At 63.6% G+C, this 15,337-nt stretch carries 17 protein-coding genes; 9 read left to right on the forward strand and 8 right to left on the reverse strand.

From position 1 onward, the window contains the following. Positions 1 to 36: 36 nt before the first annotated feature. Together IVB05_RS23540 and IVB05_RS23545 are read right to left on the reverse strand one after the other, a co-directional pair. Positions 37 to 1,062, reverse strand: a complete 1,026-nt coding sequence (locus IVB05_RS23540) for a fatty acid desaturase family protein (protein WP_247778293.1) — start codon at positions 1,060 to 1,062, stop codon at positions 37 to 39. Beyond that, positions 1,059 to 1,778: a TetR/AcrR family transcriptional regulator C-terminal domain-containing protein gene (locus IVB05_RS23545; protein ID WP_247778294.1), complete on the reverse strand. Its 720-nt coding sequence runs from the start codon at positions 1,776 to 1,778 to the stop codon at positions 1,059 to 1,061. Before IVB05_RS23545 ends, IVB05_RS23540 begins: the two co-directional genes overlap by 4 nt. Positions 1,779 to 2,112: 334 nt before the next feature. Here IVB05_RS23545 and rpsF point away from each other — a divergent pair, with 334 nt between their 5' ends. The 4 genes from rpsF (at position 2,113) to rplI (ending at position 4,579) form a co-directional block, all read left to right on the forward strand. Then, positions 2,113 to 2,586 (forward strand): 30S ribosomal protein S6, encoded by a 474-nt coding sequence (gene rpsF, locus IVB05_RS23550; protein ID WP_247786862.1) that lies wholly within the window; start codon positions 2,113 to 2,115, stop codon positions 2,584 to 2,586. 5 nt (positions 2,587 to 2,591) lie between these two features. Further along, entirely contained in the window at positions 2,592 to 2,831 is a 240-nt protein-coding gene (rpsR, locus tag IVB05_RS23555; RefSeq protein WP_002711478.1) for a 30S ribosomal protein S18, read from the forward strand. Positions 2,832 to 2,953: 122 nt separating this feature from the next. After that, positions 2,954 to 3,925, forward strand: coding sequence for a hypothetical protein (locus IVB05_RS23560; RefSeq protein WP_247778295.1), 972 nt, complete (start codon positions 2,954 to 2,956; stop codon positions 3,923 to 3,925). A gap of 54 nt (positions 3,926 to 3,979) precedes the next feature. Further along, positions 3,980 to 4,579 (forward strand): 50S ribosomal protein L9, encoded by a 600-nt coding sequence (rplI, locus tag IVB05_RS23565; RefSeq protein ID WP_247778296.1) that lies wholly within the window; start codon positions 3,980 to 3,982, stop codon positions 4,577 to 4,579. Between the two features lie 40 nt (positions 4,580 to 4,619). Here the strand turns inward: rplI and IVB05_RS23570 are convergent, their stop codons facing one another. The 3 genes from IVB05_RS23570 to IVB05_RS23580 all read right to left on the reverse strand — a co-directional run bounded on the left by IVB05_RS23570 (position 4,620) and on the right by IVB05_RS23580 (position 6,826). Then, complete coding sequence (locus IVB05_RS23570; RefSeq protein WP_247778297.1) at positions 4,620 to 5,084, reverse strand: PaaI family thioesterase; 465 nt, start codon at positions 5,082 to 5,084, stop codon at positions 4,620 to 4,622. Beyond that, positions 5,081 to 5,686 carry a TetR/AcrR family transcriptional regulator gene (locus tag IVB05_RS23575; protein WP_247778298.1) on the reverse strand — a complete coding sequence of 202 codons (606 nt, stop codon included), beginning with the start codon at positions 5,684 to 5,686 and terminating at the stop codon, positions 5,081 to 5,083. The genes IVB05_RS23570 and IVB05_RS23575 overlap by 4 nt, the downstream gene beginning before the upstream one ends. Positions 5,687 to 5,791: 105 nt before the next feature. After that, positions 5,792 to 6,826 (reverse strand): hypothetical protein, encoded by a 1,035-nt coding sequence (locus tag IVB05_RS23580; RefSeq protein ID WP_247778299.1) that lies wholly within the window; start codon positions 6,824 to 6,826, stop codon positions 5,792 to 5,794. Positions 6,827 to 7,084: 258 nt separating this feature from the next. Between IVB05_RS23580 and IVB05_RS23585 the strand changes: the two genes are divergently transcribed. After that, entirely contained in the window at positions 7,085 to 8,335 is a 1,251-nt protein-coding gene (locus IVB05_RS23585; RefSeq protein WP_247778300.1) for a cyclopropane-fatty-acyl-phospholipid synthase family protein, read from the forward strand. Positions 8,336 to 8,356: 21 nt separating this feature from the next. On the opposite strand, the gene IVB05_RS23590 is transcribed toward IVB05_RS23585, so the two are convergent. Then, positions 8,357 to 8,563, reverse strand: a complete 207-nt coding sequence (locus IVB05_RS23590) for a transcriptional regulator (RefSeq protein WP_247778301.1) — start codon at positions 8,561 to 8,563, stop codon at positions 8,357 to 8,359. A gap of 102 nt (positions 8,564 to 8,665) precedes the next feature. On the opposite strand from IVB05_RS23590, the gene IVB05_RS23595 reads away from it, so the two are divergent. The 3 genes from IVB05_RS23595 (at position 8,666) to alr (ending at position 11,935) form a co-directional block, all read left to right on the forward strand. Continuing rightward, positions 8,666 to 8,830 carry a hypothetical protein gene (locus tag IVB05_RS23595; RefSeq protein WP_247778302.1) on the forward strand — a complete coding sequence of 55 codons (165 nt, stop codon included), beginning with the start codon at positions 8,666 to 8,668 and terminating at the stop codon, positions 8,828 to 8,830. 338 nt (positions 8,831 to 9,168) lie between these two features. Beyond that, the gene (locus IVB05_RS23600; protein WP_247778303.1) at positions 9,169 to 10,668 is read left to right on the forward strand and encodes a replicative DNA helicase; all 1,500 of its coding nucleotides are present in this window, start codon (positions 9,169 to 9,171) and stop codon (positions 10,666 to 10,668) included. A gap of 46 nt (positions 10,669 to 10,714) precedes the next feature. Next, positions 10,715 to 11,935, forward strand: coding sequence for an alanine racemase (gene alr / locus IVB05_RS23605; protein ID WP_247778304.1), 1,221 nt, complete (start codon positions 10,715 to 10,717; stop codon positions 11,933 to 11,935). A 50-nt stretch (positions 11,936 to 11,985) separates the two neighbouring features. Here alr and IVB05_RS23610 read toward each other — a convergent pair whose 3' ends face one another. Then, positions 11,986 to 12,207, reverse strand: coding sequence for a cysteine rich repeat-containing protein (locus IVB05_RS23610; RefSeq protein ID WP_247778305.1), 222 nt, complete (start codon positions 12,205 to 12,207; stop codon positions 11,986 to 11,988). A 59-nt stretch (positions 12,208 to 12,266) separates the two neighbouring features. Between IVB05_RS23610 and IVB05_RS23615 the strand changes: the two genes are divergently transcribed. Further along, positions 12,267 to 13,037, forward strand: coding sequence for an exodeoxyribonuclease III (locus IVB05_RS23615; RefSeq protein WP_247778306.1), 771 nt, complete (start codon positions 12,267 to 12,269; stop codon positions 13,035 to 13,037). 14 nt (positions 13,038 to 13,051) lie between these two features. On the opposite strand, the gene IVB05_RS23620 is transcribed toward IVB05_RS23615, so the two are convergent. Then, positions 13,052 to 15,316: a fused MFS/spermidine synthase gene (locus IVB05_RS23620; RefSeq protein ID WP_247778307.1), complete on the reverse strand. Its 2,265-nt coding sequence runs from the start codon at positions 15,314 to 15,316 to the stop codon at positions 13,052 to 13,054. Positions 15,317 to 15,337 lie beyond the last annotated feature (21 nt).

The raw sequence follows: 15,337 nt of genomic DNA on the forward strand, positions 1-15,337 counted from the left end.
CAGGGAAGTCACCCCTATGGGGCGAGGAAGGCAGCTCTAGAGGCCGCCTGCAGCCTGATCACCGCCAACTTCTTTCCCGGCCCGGGCGCGGCGTGCGCCGCTCACCAGTTTGCCCGGCCGGTCCTCGTGGTCCGGCCTGGCGGTCGCGAGCCGCAGCACGGCGGGGTAACTGGGCTGCACCTCCATCCGCTCCGCATACCGGCTTTCAGAGAGAATGCGGTGGACGCGCGGCAGGTTATAGCAAGGCACGTAAAACAGCAGGTGATGCTCAAGGTGATAGTTGACGTAGTACGGCGCGATAAACAGCCGCTCGAGGAAGTTCGCGTGCGTGGTGCGGGTATTGCGCAGGGGATCGCTCGAATCCGGGACCACCGCATGCTCGGCAATGTTGCGGATGCGGGTGATGACCATCTGCCAGGTGAGCAGCGGCAACAGCCATAACAGCGGATAGGCCCACCACACGCCAGCAGCCGCCAGGCCCGCAAACAGCACCGCATTGACGGCACACTGCGGACCAAGTTTTTCCCGGAAATACGCGGCGCGTTGCGCGAGCGGCCATTCCTTGGGCCCGAGCGCGTTCAAGAACTGCGCCTTGCGCTGCTGGTAGCCGGTCTGCCCGGTGATATCGCGCACGAACTTGCGGCGGTAGCTCATTCCGGTGATCGGAAACGGCGCTGATAGCACCAGATCGGGATCGTCCTCCTGCTGCGTGCGCGCATGGTGCTGCAGGTGATAGCGGCGGTAGGCGCGGGTCTCGGCGAAGATCGGATAGGCGCAGAACCATTGGCTCAGCGTCAGGTTGACCTTCTCGTCCGCCGACAGGCAACCATGCGCGCCGTCATGCATCAGGATCGCAAGCCCGAGCTGACGCGAGCCGATGATGCCGACCGCCAACAAAAAGGTCAGCGGGTTGGGCCACCATACCACCAGCGCGATCGCCCCCAAGATCAGCGCCCACGCATGCGCGATCAGGGCTACACCCTTCCAGGTCACGCGCTGGCGAACGGCGATCAATTGATCCTCGTTCAAGAAGTCGCGGGCACGCATGCGAAGCGCGGTCATGACGATCCCTCCCCGTCGGGTGAATCCGAAGCGTCGCGGTCGCCGACGAGACGTAGCCGCGCATTGTCACCGCTGGTCCTTGTCGTCGCCTGGTCGCCCAGCACGCGCAGCATCTCGGCGCACATTTCCTCGGCCGAGCGGCCCATGGCATGGCCCTCGACCATCACGCCGATCGCAAGCGCCCAGAACCGGCGTGAGCTGGCGTCAGGATCGCGCGAGGATTTCCAGCCGTGTCGTTCGATCTGGTCGGCAAAGGCGCGCATGCCCTCGCCGTGTAGCCGTTCGATGGTGCGCTCCACCAGCGGCGCGAGATCCGGGCGGCGGCGAGTGAGCGTGAGCGCTTCGGTAAAGAAGGCGACCGAATCCGTCGCCGTAACTGTTTCGACCAGTGCGCGGGTGTATTCCCACGGCGTGTGGGCCTGCAATGCGGCCTGTTCGGCCGCACGCGCCAGGTACAGCACGTCGCGGCAGGCGGCTTCGACGAACAACGCTTCCTTGGTGCGGAAGTAATAGGTGATCTGGCTCGGAAACGCGTCCGCAGCCGCTGCGATGTCCGAGATCGAGGTTCCGGCGAGGCCCCGCTCCTTGAACAGCCGGCTGGCGCCGTCGAGCAGGCGCGAGCGCATCTGGCGCCCCGCCGAACGCGTCGCGCGGGCGGCGTGCTTGGGGTCGCCAGCCGGCGTTTCGGGAGCTGTCTGGACGGACTTGGGAGCCATTTTGCCCTCTCGTCCATTATTGTATGATATACAAACAAATAAGTCAATCCGCGCGTCGGCCCCACCGCCCTCCTGCGGCGAGGCCAAGAACCCCGGCAGCCCCGGCAAGAAGCCTTGCCAGCGCGCTGAAAATCCTTATAAACCGCGCCATCCGTGGATCCCGGCCGGGAGCTGAACGGACGGTCTCAGCAATCTCACCTTTTGGCGATGTTGATGTGGCAGGGCCAGTTGGCCCGTCGTCCCGTGCTTCCGCCTTCTGAGCATTATCGAGTCCTTTCCGGAGGTCTCGAAGGGCTTGCCGCCGGGAACCGCGCCAACACAGGAAAGGACACCCATGCCTCTTTATGAGCATGTTTTTCTCGCGCGTCAGGATGCGAGCACCCAGCAGGTTGAAGAGCTGACCACCCAGATGACGGGCATCGTCGAAGGGCTCGGCGGCAAGGTCACCAAGACCGAGAACTGGGGCGTGCGTTCGCTCACCTACCGCATGAACAAGAATCGCAAAGCGCATTTCGTGCTGATGAACATCGAGGCGCCCTCTGCTGCGGTCACCGAGATCGAGCGGCAGGAGCGGATCTCTGAAGACGTCATCCGTTACCTCACCGTCCGCGTCGAAGAGCACGAGGAAGGTCCCTCGGCCATGATGCGCAAGGCCGATCGTGACCGCGAGCGCGACGATCGCGGCGGCGGCTTCCGCGGTGACCGCGAAGGCGGCTTCCGTGGCGATCGTGAAGGCGGTGGCTTCCGCGGCGACCGCGGCCCGCGCCGTCCGCGCGAAGACGCTGTTGAAGCGACGGTAGAGGAGTAAGAATCATGGCTGAAGCTGGTGCACGCCGTCCGTTTTTCCGTCGCCGCAAGACCTGCCCGTTCACGGGTCCGAATGCGCCGAAGATCGACTACAAGGATTCCAAGCTGTTGATGCGTTACGTCTCCGAGCGCGGCAAGATCGTGCCGAGCCGCATCACCGCCGTCTCCGCCAAGAAGCAGCGTGAACTCGCGCGCGCCATCAAGCGCTCGCGTTTCCTCGGCCTGCTGCCCTACGTCATTCGCTAAGACACTTTGGTCCGCGGCGTTCGCGCCGCGGACCTGACTATTCATAAGGCTTCCGGGTCGTCCGGTCGCCGATGGTTGGGGTCGAGAAGACCTCTAACCGCTCGAAAGGAGCGGGACAGCTGATGATCGCGATTGTCCTCATTGGTCTTGCAGCCGGCTGTGCGTCGGCGCTGATGTTCGCCTCGATCATCTCGGGCGCGCTGATCTCATTGCTGCTGTTCTATCTGGCGCCGCTGCCGCTGATGGTGGCGGCCTTGGGATGGGGACCGATCGCGGCGACGATCGGCGGCATTGTCGCCGCTTCCGGCCTCGGCGCGATCTTCGGCCTGCCCTACTGCATCGCCTTTGCCATCACGGTTGCGGTGCCCGCCTGGTGGCTCGGCCACCTCTCGCTATTGGGACGGCCGCTGCCTGGTGCAGCCTCCGGCAATGGTTCGACGCCGGCCGCGCCGGAGCTCGAATGGTATCCGGTCGGCCGCATTCTGCTCTGGATCGCCGGCTTTGCCGCATTGGCCACGATTGCGGCCATGCTGACGCTTGGCACCGATGCCGAGACCATCACCAATTCGCTGCGCCGTGGCCTGTCGCGAATTCTGGGGGCGCGCGATGCCGCGTCGTCGGGCGATATCGAACGCTGGGTCGCAGCGCTTGCCATCATCGCGCCGGCGGCCGCAACGATCGTCGCCATGATGACGTTGACGCTCAACCTCTGGCTCGCCAGCAAGATCACCGCGACGTCCGGCCGGCTGCACCGGCCATGGCCCGATCTGAAGAGCGCGGAATTGCCGCCGATGACGCTGGTTGCGCTGTCCGTCGCGCTGGCCTTTTGCTTTATCGGCGGGCTCGCCGCGATGTTCGCACAAATCACAACGACTGCGCTGATGATGGCCTACGCCCTCACCGGCTTTGCCGTACTGCACACGCTAACGCTGGCGCTCAAGAGCCGAGTCTTCTGGCTCTGTTGCGCCTACGCAGTTGTCGTCACCTTCGGCTGGCCGGTGCTGGCGATGATCGCGCTCGGCCTTGCGGACGCGATCTTTGGCATTCGCCAACGCTATCTGCGCGGCAAGCCACCGCCCTTGCCCGCATCCTGAAACGCCAACCATCCACTTCAAACTGAATACGTACACATCAAGAGGAGAATGAAAATGGAAGTCATTTTGCTGGAACGCGTCGCCAAGCTCGGTCAGATGGGCGAAGTCGTCCGCGTCAAGGACGGGTTTGCCCGCAACTTTCTGCTCAAGCGCGGCAAGGCGCTGCGCGCCACCGCCGACAACCGCGCCAAGTTCGACGGCATGAAGGCCGACCTCGAGGCCAACAACCTCAAGGCCAAGGGCGAAGCGAGCAAGGTCGCGGAGAAGATCAACGGGCGCAACGTGATCGTGCTGCGTCAGGCATCGGAAACCGGCCAGCTGTTCGGATCGGTGAGCGTGCGCGACATCATCGCCTCGTTCGAGGCCGACGGCGTCACCATCAGCCGCAGCCAGGTGCTGCTAGATGCGCCGATCAAGACCATCGGCAAGCACGCGATCGCCATCGCCGTGCATCCGGAAGTCGAAGTCAGCGTCAGCGTCACCGTGGCGCGCAGCGCCGATGAAGCCGAGCGCATCAACCGCGGCGAGGACATCTCGAGCCGTCAGGAAGATCAGGACGCCGCCGCCGAAGCGCTCGCCGCCGCCGGCGAGTTCTTCGATCCGGAAGCCCAGCACGACGACGAGGCGCCGGCACCCGCTCCGACCGAGAAGTAACGCGCCTTATCGCACTGTGATGAGTTCAAGCCCGGCCCCTTCAGGCCGGGCTTGGGATTCTGGCAGCCGCTTTCTCGTCGAGCATGGCAATCGACGCCAGCGCGGTCGCAGTGTGCTTCTCTACACCATCGATCACGCAGAACACGTCGGCCGCAACCACGGCGACCTGACGTCCGGGCTTGATCACGCGCGCCCGGCAGATCAGCCGCTCGCCCGTCGCCGGCGACAGCAGATTCAATTTGTATTCCGCCGTCAGTGCCGACTGCCCGCGCGATGTCGCAGCCGCAATCGTCGTTGCGTTGTCGACGAGGAAAGCGGTGACGCCGCCATGGAACAGGCCGTGCTGCTGTAACAGTTCCGGCCGGCGGTCGACCGCAAGCGTGCACGTGCCGCGCGTCAGCTCGGACAGCTCCGCCCCGATATGAGTCATGAAGCCCTGGCGGCCGACATTGTCGCGGATGCGGCTCGCGATCGGCGCGAAGTCGGGATCGTTATTCGCATTCATACGGTTTCTCCCGGTTTATCGATCGCATCGGGCGCGACCACCGCGCGAATGGCACAGGCGATCAGGATGTCGGCCTGTGCTCCTGGATCGGCGCGGTCGCGGCCCGACAGCCATGCGCGGCAAAAAATCTGCGCCGGTCCGATGATCTGGCTGAAGAACAGTGACGACGTCATCGGCAGCAATTCGCCGCGCTCAACCAGCGGCGCGCGCCATCGCTCGACGGCTTCCGCCAGGCGTGAATTCTGTGCGCGCTGCGCGCCGCGGATTTCCTCGGTCCATTCGCTGCGGGAAATTTCGAACAGATAGCGCGCCTCGCGCCTGGAATTGACGACCCATTCGAGATGCGCCCGGATCAGCCGTGCCACGCCTTCCCGCGCGCTGCAGGATTCATCGACCGCCGCGATGACGGCTAAGTGATAACGGGCGAGAATTTCCAGGAACAGCGTGCCGGCCAGCTCCTTCTTCGACCCGAAGAAATGGAAGAAGCTGCCATTGGAGGCCCGCGCGCGGGTTCTGATGGCGGCAACGGTGGCGCCTTCGAAACCGTCGCGGTCGAACACCGCCAATCCCGCCGCCAGCAGATCCTCGCGTGCCGTGGTCATTCGCGTCCGTCTTTCGAGACCGTTGGATCACTACTCTAGAGCTACGCTCTAGAGCCGGTCAAGCGACATCACACCGTCGGACCGGGGTCCGGAAATCTGAAAATTCTAGCGCGAGATGGGCGGCACGGGCGGGCCGGCGGGCGCGGCCGGCGGCGGTGCGGGCGCCGTAGCCGTTACCGGTGGAGGCGCCTCTGCGGGAGAACCTGGGGCCGGCTCAGGGGCGGTCGCTGCGGAAGCTGGCGGCGCCGGCGTGACCGGCGGCACCGGATCTGGCCTGAGCGGGTTGGGCTCGCTGCCGACGTTCTCCTTGGGAGCATCGACCTTGGCGGTCTCGGGTCTGTCCTCGCGTGCCGGCTTTTCCGTTTCGCCTACGGGCTTCGCTGCCTCGCTGGCCGGCTTGTCGCCGTCGGTCTTGATCGCGTCGGTCTTGGCGGGATCGGTCTTGGCGGGATCGGTCTTGGCGGGATCGGTCGCGGCAGTTTCAGCCTTGGCGGCATCCCGCGACGCATCTTCTTCCTTCGCGGCATCGCCGGGGGCTGCCTGCTCGGTTTTCGGCGGTTCTTCGGCGGCGGGCTTGCCACGTCTGCCCTGCTTCTGCCTGACGCCTGATTTGCTGTCGGTAGCGGCCTGCACCGGAGCCTGTCCATCTGCAGGTTTGGCGGCATCCGCTTGCGGACGTGCGAGCCGCTTCGCGTCGCGGCCCGGACGCGCGCCCTCGCCTTGCGGTGGCGCTCCGTCGGCGTCAGGCCGGGAAGCGTCCCGCGCAGGTGCGGCCGGTGGCTGCCGGCGACCGAGCCGGTCGGGCTGATCCGGCCGTCCATCCTGTTTGGCGTCCTTCTTCTGCTGATCCTTGCCCTGATACCGGGGGTCAGCAGCCCCGTTGGATATCAGGTAGGAAGAAAGCACCGAGGCCATGTCGGTGCCGGTCGTATAGTGCTGGCGCAGAAAGCCCGGCAACGACGAAGGCGACGTGTTCTTCAACAGGCCACGCGGGCTCTTGTGACAGGCGCTGCAGGTGTTCGAGAATATCTGGGAGGGGCTCTTGCCGGCGTCGAGATTTTCCACTGCACGCGCCGCGCCTGCTGTGAGGCAGCCGATCAGGAGCGTCACCGTCGCCAAACTGAGCGCTCGGCTCAACATTCCCTGCTTCTCCAGACGTGGAATCGCTGCCGGCATCGCATAACGTAGCCGGCGGCGGGGTCACCTTTTAGCCGATTATGACGCTAATGGAAGCGCGCTTATTGCGCATCTGCGTGATCGCCACATTCGGGAATATCCGCTTTGACTCCAACACAGTAGCGCCACGGCATTCGTACTTGTGACAAAATTGATCCATCCGTGGAACCAACCTTTCCGTGGCGCGTCGGTATAAGGGTAGCTCGTTCCATTGGTGCTTCGATGGATCGGTTGTTGCGTTATTTTTTGGGTCAGTTCATTCGCCGCGGCACGATGATATTTACGGCCGCGAGTGGGACGAGGTTTACCTGCGGTGACGGAACCGGCCGCCCGGTGTCGGCGAAGTTCCTGACCGAACGGACCCAGCGCCGTATTCTGCTCAATCCCGAACTGGCGCTTGGCGAAGCCTATATGGACGGCACCTTCGTGGTCGAGGACGGCTCGATCGCGGATGCGCTCGAAATACTGCTCGGCCAGCCCGAAATGCTCCCACGTTGGGCCAAGCTGCAATGGTGGCTGCGCTATTTCAGCCGGCACGCCAGGCAATTCAATTGGCGCGGCCGGGCGAAAAACAACGTCGCCCACCACTACGATCTCGACGGGCGGCTCTATTCCCTCTTCCTCGACGCCGACAGGCAATACAGTTGCGCCTATTTCGAAACGCCGGAGACGACCCTCGACGATGCCCAGCTCGCCAAGAAACGCCACCTTGCCGCCAAGCTCCTGATCGGGCGCGGCAACCGCGTGCTCGACATCGGCTCGGGCTGGGGCGGACTTGGCCTCTATCTGGCCGAAATGACCGGCGCCGACGTCACCGGCATCACGTTGTCATCAGAGCAATTGCAGGCCTCGAACGCGCGCGCCGCCGAGAAGTACCTGACGGGGTCGGCAAGATTCCTGCCGAGCGATTACCGCGATATTACCGGCCCGTTCGACCGGATCGTGTCGGTCGGCATGTTCGAACATGTCGGCATCGATTTCTATGAAACCTTTTTCCGGCGCTGCGCCGAACTTCTCAGCGACGACGGCGTCATGGTGCTGCACTCGATTGGCCGCTCTACCGGGCCCGACGTGTCGAGCCCATGGATCACGAAATACATCTTCCCGGGCGGCTATATCCCCGCCCTTTCCGAGGTCGTTCCCGCGATCGAGAAGGCAGGCCTTCTGGTCTGCGACATCGAAATCCTGCGGCTGCATTATGCTGAAACGCTGAAGGCCTGGCGCGACCGCTTCATGGCGCGGCGCGAAGAGGCGGTGCGCCTCTATGACGAGCGTTTTGCCCGCATGTGGGAATTTTATCTGGCGGCGTCGGAAATGTCGTTCCGGAAGCAAAACCTGATGAATTTCCAGATCCAGCTCACCAAGCGCCAGGGGATCGTGCCGATGACGCGGGATTACATTACCCGGGAAGAAGCGAGGCTGCGCGGAATGGAACTCGGGAGCCAGCCGCGGCTGCAATTGGCGGGCGAATAGTCCGCCCCGATCGTCGTGGCGTCAGTTCCGCAGGCTGTACGCCGAGGCATAAGGCGTATGAGTCAGTGCCGGACGCGCGAGTTGGGCTCGCAACGCTGCGAGCAACTGATCATCGCAGGGGACAGCACGCAGCTCCGGGCGCGAAATCTCTTCCATCGTGTCGATCAGCATCGACAGCCACAAGCGCTGCCCGCTTGCCGATCGCCATCCCTGGATTTGCTGACCCATCGCCTGTCCTTCCGGTCCGTTACAACTGGCAACTCGAAAATCGCCGGCCCGTTCCCGATTTCCTAACCAATCCATTCTGCGGCGAAGAAAATCACACCCGATGTGATCTACTTCACAGAAGCCCCCGGCGGCTCGTCGTACATCTCCGCCATGAGCCGACAGACCTACCCAGCCCCGTTCGATTCCGACATCAGGATCGACTACGCCTTGATCGTAGCCGGCGTGGGCGCCGCTCTGTTCGCGTTCATCTACCTGATCCTGGTTTGATCAACGCTTAAGACGCGGGTCGAAAACGTGTCCCCGCGTTCGGATGTGTCTGTCCAAGTCGTGGTAAGGTTCAGGTTCTCCTAAGATCTTACCTAGGATTTTCCTTGGCATTTTCGGCGAATGCGTACCCGCGTCGCCCGGCTCTCGCCGCAACCCCGTCAAGGGAAGATGTCTACCGGCCGGGATTCATTCACACCTCACATGTGTGAATCGTGCATAAGGCAGCTTCACACTTCCACCGGACCCGCGAGTGGCGCTTTATCGCCCCCCACTTCTGAGGATCGCAACCTTCCGGCGGAATCCCAACAACGCCAAGAATCTGAAGCATAATCCGACCCATGGCTCTGACTGATTCGAATGTCCTCAAACTCGCTCCCGACGCGGGAACTCCGGTCTACCGGAGCGCGCCGCACAATATCGAGGCGGAGCAGAGCCTGCTGGGCGCCATCCTGGTCAACAACGACGCGTTCTACCGGGTTTCCGACTTTCTGGAGCCGAAGCACTTCTTCGAGCCGATCCACCAGACCATTTTCGAGACCGCCAGCAGCCTGATCCGGATGGGCAAGGTCGCTACCCCCGTCACGTTGAAGACCTTCCTGCCCGCCGATACCGATATCGGCGGCATGACGGTTGGCCAGTACCTCGCGCGTCTCGCGGCCGAGGCCACCACGATCATCAACGCGCAGGACTACGGCCGGACCATTTACGACATGTCGCTGCGCCGCGACCTGATCCGGATCGGCGAGGACATGGTCAATGTCGCCTTCGATGCGCCGGTGGATTTTGCGCCGCGCGCGCAGATCGAGGACGCCGAGCGCCAGCTCTATGAACTCGCCGAGTCCGGCCGTTATGACGGTGGCTTCCAGCGCTTTTCGCAGGCGCTGACAACCGCCGTCGACATGGCGGCCAAGGCTTTCCAGCGCGACGGAAGTCTGTCGGGCGTCGCTACCGGCTTGCGCGACCTCGATACCAAGATGGGCGGGCTGCAGGCCTCCGACTTGATCATCGTCGCTGGCCGCCCCGGCATGGGCAAGACGGCGCTCGCCACCAACATCGCCTACAATATCGCCAAGGCGCATCGCGCCGAGGTGCAGCCCGACGGCACGATGAAAACCGTCAACGGCGGCATCGTCGGCTTCTTCTCGTGCGAAATGTCGGCCGAACAGCTCGCCACCCGTATTCTGGCCGAACAGACCAGCATCGCCTCCAGCATGATCCGCCGCGGCGGCATCAGCGAGGCCGATTTCGAGAAGATCCGCGACTACTCGATCGAGCTGCAGTCGCTGCCGCTCTACGTCGACGAAACCGGTGGCCTGTCGATCTCGCAGCTCACCGCACGTGCCCGCCGGCTGAAGCGGCAAAAGGGCCTCGACATGATCGTGATCGACTACATCCAGCTTCTGCAGGGATCGGGCAAGAAGTCTGACAACCGCGTGCAGGAAGTGACCGAGATCACCACCAACCTCAAGGCATTGGCAAAAGAGCTCAACGTTCCGATCATTGCCCTGTCGCAGCTCTCGCGTCAGGTCGAAAACCGCGACGACAAGCGGCCGCAACTGGCCGACCTGCGTGAATCCGGCTCGATCGAACAGGACGCCGACGTCGTGATCTTCGTGTATCGCGAGGAATATTACCTCGCCAACAAGGAGCCCCGTATCGGCACGCCCGAATACGAAAAATGGCAGCTCGACATGTCGCTGGTGCACGGCAAGGCCGAAATCATCATCGGCAAGCAGCGCCACGGCCCCACCGGAACGGTGGAGGTGCAGTTCGAGGGCCAGTTCACGCGCTTCAGCGATCTCGCGCAGGATGGCCACTTGCCCGACCGCGGCTATTGAGGCGAACGGCGGTTGAACCGCCGCGTTCCGCCGCCTAAAATGGGGCATGAACATTGCCCCCGATCCCAAATCCATTCCCCTGCTCTCGCCCGAGGCGAACCAGGCTGCCGCGACTGCCACCGGTGTGCTGACGGTCGATCTCGACGCCATCGTCGCCAACTGGCGCAAGCTCGAGAAGACGGCGGTGCCGGCCGAATGCGCCGGTGTCGTCAAGGCGGACGCCTATGGCTGCGGCGCCGAACAGGTGGCGCGAGCGCTTGCTGCCGCCGGCTGCAAGACGTTTTTCGTTGCCACCCTCGATGAGGCCCGCGTGGTTCGCGCCGCGGCGCCTGCGGCTGCCATCTATGTGCTCGACGGCTTCTTCCAGAACACCGGCGAGGCCTACGCCAAGATCGACTGCAAGCCCGTGATCGGCGACCTCAACGAACTCGCCGAATGGGACGTGTTCTGCCGCCGCTCGGGTTGGTCGGGCGGCGCCGCCATCCATATCGATACCGGCATGAACCGGCTCGGCCTGACGGTAACCGAGGCACAGGGCATCATCCCGCGCATCAACGCGGGCGATCACGGCATTACGCTTGTGATGAGCCACCTCGCCTCCGCTGAGTTGCTCAACAATCCCGCCAACGCCAGGCAGCTCACGGCCTTCCGTGAGATCGCGAGCGTGTTCTCCGGCGTGCCGGCGTCGCTGGCGAATTCATCCGGCATCTTCCTGGGCGCCCAATTCCAGTTCGATCTGGTGCGCCCCGGCTGTGCCCTCTACGGCATCAATCCGACGCCGGAAGCCGACAATCCGATGCAGCCGGTCGTCGAACTGAAGGCGCGCATCGTGCAGATCCGCAACGTCGAGCGCGGCGATACCGTCGGCTATGGCGGCACCTGGACGGCGCGGCGTCCGACCAGATTAGCGATCGTTTCCGCAGGGTATGCCGACGGCTATTTCCGCGCCGCCAGCGCCAATGACGGCACCCGCGGCGCCGAGGTGGTGGTCGCCGGCAAGCGCTGCCCGGTTGCTGGACGGATTTCGATGGACCTGACGGCGGTCGACGTCACCGATCTCGACAAGAGCGCCGTGCGGCGCGGCCATATGGTGACGTTGATCGGCGAAGGCATTACGGTCGATGAACTCGCCCACCATTTCGGCACCATCGGCTACGAAGTGTTGACCAGCCTCGGCAAGCGATACGCGCGAATCTACAAGGGCGGCAATGCCACTGCAGAGCCGCCTGCTCCGTCTCCAGCGGAGCCGGCTGCCGCTTCTACCTAGTGACCGTCAAAGCAATAACTGCGAAACCCGATCCGGCATGACGCCCCGTATTATTGTGTCTTCCGGCCAGCCAACACTTTCTTGCAGGCGTCGCTGAGTTGGTGCTGCTGCTTGTTCAGACATGCGACGACGCGGCCGCCGCCGGGCAGCGTACCGGCGCAAAATTTGTCATAGTCCGCCTTGCAGGCGCCGCGCTGGTCGGTGGTTTGAGCAACCGCAGGTCCGGAGCATCCGATGGCGAGCGCGAGAACGGCGAAGCGTAGTTTCGACATGGAATCTCCAAATGTCAGCGAAGTGTCAGGCGAAGCATCGTGATGCCGGCTAGCTCTACATGAAGATCGCGACCTTCAACATTAATAATGTCAACCGCCGCCTGCCGAACCTGTTGCGCTGGCTGCGCGCGGCTAAACCCGAAATCGTTTGTCTGCAGGAATTGAAATCGACTGATGCCGAGTTCCCGATTTTGGCAATCGAGAAGGCCGGCTACGGCGCGGTGTGGCGCGGACAGAAGACATGGAATGGCGTCGCCATTCTTGCGCGCAACGCCGAGCCGGTATTGACCCGAACCGCGCTGCCCGGCGATCGCAATGATGACGAGGCGCGCTATATCGAAGCCGCCGTCAATGGCGTCATCGTCACCAGCATCTATCTGCCGAACGGCAACCCGCAGCCCGGACCGAAATTCGATTACAAGCTCGACTGGTTCAAACGGCTGCGGTCGCATGCCGGCAAACTGCTCAAGCAGGATATCCCCGTGGTGCTGGCCGGCGACTACAATGTCGCGCCGACCGCATCGGATATCTATCCGACGAAATCCTGGGACAAGGACGCGCTGATCCAGCCGAAGAGCCGCGCCGCGTTCAAGGCGCTGGTGGACCAGGGCTGGACCGATGCGATCCGGACGCTTCACCCCTCGAAACCGATGTTCACGTTCTGGGACTACAAGCGCAACCGCTGGCCGCGCGACGCCGGATTGCGACTCGATCATCTGCTGCTGAGCCCGGCGATAGCTCCGCGCCTGACGAAGGCCGGCGTCGACCGCGCGGTGCGAGGCGAAGAAGGCGCGAGCGACCACGCGCCGGCATGGATCGTGCTGAAGTAGCTGCCAGCAAGCCGCTACCCGCCAAATTTCCTGCGCAGCATGATGCCGAGAATGTTGGAATAGTCGTCCGTCCAAAGCGCGCTTGCCGGGCCCGGGTGCAACGGCGCCCATTTTCCCGCAACGCTTCCGGTATCACCGGCCTCGCGCGCCATTGCGACGACCCGGGCGTTGGACGCGAATGTCGCCATGAAATCGCCGGCGCGGTCATCTTCGCGAAGGAAGCCAACCAGACCCTGGGACCGGGCGACGTTGGCCACCACCGGCGCGAGATCGAGGTGGCGGTTGGAAATATGTGCGACGATCACGCCGCGAGGCGAGAGTTTCGAGAGATATCCCGCCAGCGCCTCGCGCGTCAGCAGATGCGCCGGGATGCTATCGGACGAAAAAGCATCCAGAACGATCAGGTCATAGCGGCCGGACGACGCTTCCAGCGTCAGTCGCGCATCGCCAGCCACCACGGGTGCATCGGGCGCGCAGCTCGACAGGAACGTAAAGAGGCGCGGATCCCGCGCGATACGGATCACTTCCGGGTCGATCTCGAAAAACGTCCAGTGCTCCCCGGCCTTGCGATGGCAGGCCAGCGACCCCGTACCGAGCCCGACCACCGCGACATGACCGAGAACACCATGGGCAGCCCGGGCGGCATTGATTGCTTCAGCCAACGGACCTTGCGGGTAATAGTAAGTCAGCGGCGTCGGCGAACCATCGACCGGCGTACCGTCGTCGTTACGCAACCGCTGAGCCCCGTGGATCGTGGTGCCGTGATAGAGGATGCGCGCCTTGCCGTCGGCAACTTCGGCCACCCTGTGGACGCCGAAGAAACTGCGGGCCGTCTCGATTGGCGCTATTCCGGGGCGCCACACGCCGGTGATAACAAAACTCAGGACGACGAGCCCAAAGAAGGGCATCAGCCGCTGCCGCAGAAACAGCATCGCGGCCGCCAGCAACGCGAGCAGCACTTGAAACGGCAGCTCCAGGGTCGCAGGCAGCTGCAGACGGGTGACGCACCAGACCAGTGTCAGGACCATGCTCGGCAGCAGCCACGGCCAAAGTTCGGCGGCCGCCTTGCGGATGCCGCCGGCGAAGATTCCGGGCATGCACAGCACCGCCAGCGCGACCAGGATCGGGTATTCGTAATTGCCGTTGAATATCTGCGGCGCCAGCAGGCCCGCAAACGCTCCGCCAATCACCCCGCCGAACGAGGTGCAAAGGTAAAATTCCGTCAGCCGCCGAGGGCTCGGACGACGCCCATAGAGTTCGCCATGGCACATCAGCGTCAGGAGCGCGAACGCGACGAGATTGAGGGCAATCATCGTCAGCCAGAACACCTTGTCCCCGCCGATCAGGCTCACCGCGAGCGGCGCCACTGCGAACGGAACAAACCGGACCACATTGGCATGTGCGATCCACGGTCGTTCGCGAAACGCGGCGACGAAGGTGAGCAGGTATATCGCCAGCGGAAGCACCCACAGGAACGGCGCGGCCGCGATATCGGTCGTCAGATACGCCGTGACTGCGATAACGAGTCCGGACGGCACCGCTGCAAGCGCAATCCAGCGCATTCGTTCAATGGCACTCGCACGAACTTCGTCCTGCGGCGCTGCCTGCGCTGCGACCGGTGCTGCGCCCGAGGTGAACAGGCTGGCGACAGCCAGGAGCACTGCGAACAGCGCAAATCCGAACGACCAGGCCGCGGTTTGCGCCTTCAGCGTCAGGATCGGCTCGATGACGACGGGATAGGCGAACAGCGCGGCAAACGACCCGAGATTGGACGCGGCGTAGAGCACGTAGGGGTTGCCCGCCTGCCTGTGCCCACTCGCGGCAAACCAGCTTTGCAGCAGAGGCGCGCTGGCCGACAGCGTGAAGAATGGAAGGCCGATCGAGATCGCAAACAATCCGAACAGCCAGAGCGCCGTACCATCCGGCGGCGGCGCTGACCATCCCGGCGCAACGGCAATCGGCAACGTCATCGCCGTGACTGCGACCAGCACCAGATGAAGCATCGCGACCCGGCGAGACCGCAGCGTGCGGTTCAACACATGGGCGTAGGCATAACCTGCCAGCAACGTCGTTTGAAAGAACACCATCGCGACCGACCACACGGCCGGCGCGCCGCCGAGTTTCGGCAGCACCATCTTTGCAAACATCGGCTGGATCGAGAACAGAAGCAGCGCCGAGACGAATAGCGTCAGCCCGTAGAGAAACGGCAAGAGCCGGATGCCTGCCGCCTGCCGATCAAGGCCAGTCGATATCCGGTCCGAAGCATGGAAGAGTGACATCGATATCCCCGGCACCGGCAA

Source organism: Bradyrhizobium sp. 170, assembly GCF_023101085.1.
Classification (GTDB): domain Bacteria; phylum Pseudomonadota; class Alphaproteobacteria; order Rhizobiales; family Xanthobacteraceae; genus Bradyrhizobium.

Bases quoted from the DNA above. Each gene is read 5' to 3' on its own strand.
- IVB05_RS23570 (WP_247778297.1), bottom strand. From the start codon at position 5,084: ATGAATGCGAATAACGATCCCGACTTCGCGCCGATCGCGAGCCGCATC.
- IVB05_RS23540 (WP_247778293.1), bottom strand. From the start codon at position 1,062: ATGACCGCGCTTCGCATGCGTGCCCGCGACTTCTTGAACGAGGATCAA.
- IVB05_RS23590 (WP_247778301.1), bottom strand. From the start codon at position 8,563: ATGGGTCAGCAAATCCAGGGATGGCGATCGGCAAGCGGGCAGCGCTTG.
- rpsR (WP_002711478.1), top strand. From the start codon at position 2,592: ATGGCTGAAGCTGGTGCACGCCGTCCGTTTTTCCGTCGCCGCAAGACC.
- IVB05_RS23545 (WP_247778294.1), bottom strand. From the start codon at position 1,778: ATGGCTCCCAAGTCCGTCCAGACAGCTCCCGAAACGCCGGCTGGCGAC.
- IVB05_RS23575 (WP_247778298.1), bottom strand. From the start codon at position 5,686: ATGACCACGGCACGCGAGGATCTGCTGGCGGCGGGATTGGCGGTGTTC.
- IVB05_RS23610 (WP_247778305.1), bottom strand. From the start codon at position 12,207: ATGTCGAAACTACGCTTCGCCGTTCTCGCGCTCGCCATCGGATGCTCC.
- IVB05_RS23585 (WP_247778300.1), top strand. From the start codon at position 7,085: ATGGATCGGTTGTTGCGTTATTTTTTGGGTCAGTTCATTCGCCGCGGC.
- IVB05_RS23560 (WP_247778295.1), top strand. From the start codon at position 2,954: ATGATCGCGATTGTCCTCATTGGTCTTGCAGCCGGCTGTGCGTCGGCG.
- rplI (WP_247778296.1), top strand. From the start codon at position 3,980: ATGGAAGTCATTTTGCTGGAACGCGTCGCCAAGCTCGGTCAGATGGGC.
- IVB05_RS23620 (WP_247778307.1), bottom strand. From the start codon at position 15,316: ATGTCACTCTTCCATGCTTCGGACCGGATATCGACTGGCCTTGATCGG.
- IVB05_RS23615 (WP_247778306.1), top strand. From the start codon at position 12,267: ATGAAGATCGCGACCTTCAACATTAATAATGTCAACCGCCGCCTGCCG.
- alr (WP_247778304.1), top strand. From the start codon at position 10,715: ATGAACATTGCCCCCGATCCCAAATCCATTCCCCTGCTCTCGCCCGAG.
- IVB05_RS23580 (WP_247778299.1), bottom strand. From the start codon at position 6,826: ATGTTGAGCCGAGCGCTCAGTTTGGCGACGGTGACGCTCCTGATCGGC.
- IVB05_RS23600 (WP_247778303.1), top strand. From the start codon at position 9,169: ATGGCTCTGACTGATTCGAATGTCCTCAAACTCGCTCCCGACGCGGGA.
- rpsF (WP_247786862.1), top strand. From the start codon at position 2,113: ATGCCTCTTTATGAGCATGTTTTTCTCGCGCGTCAGGATGCGAGCACC.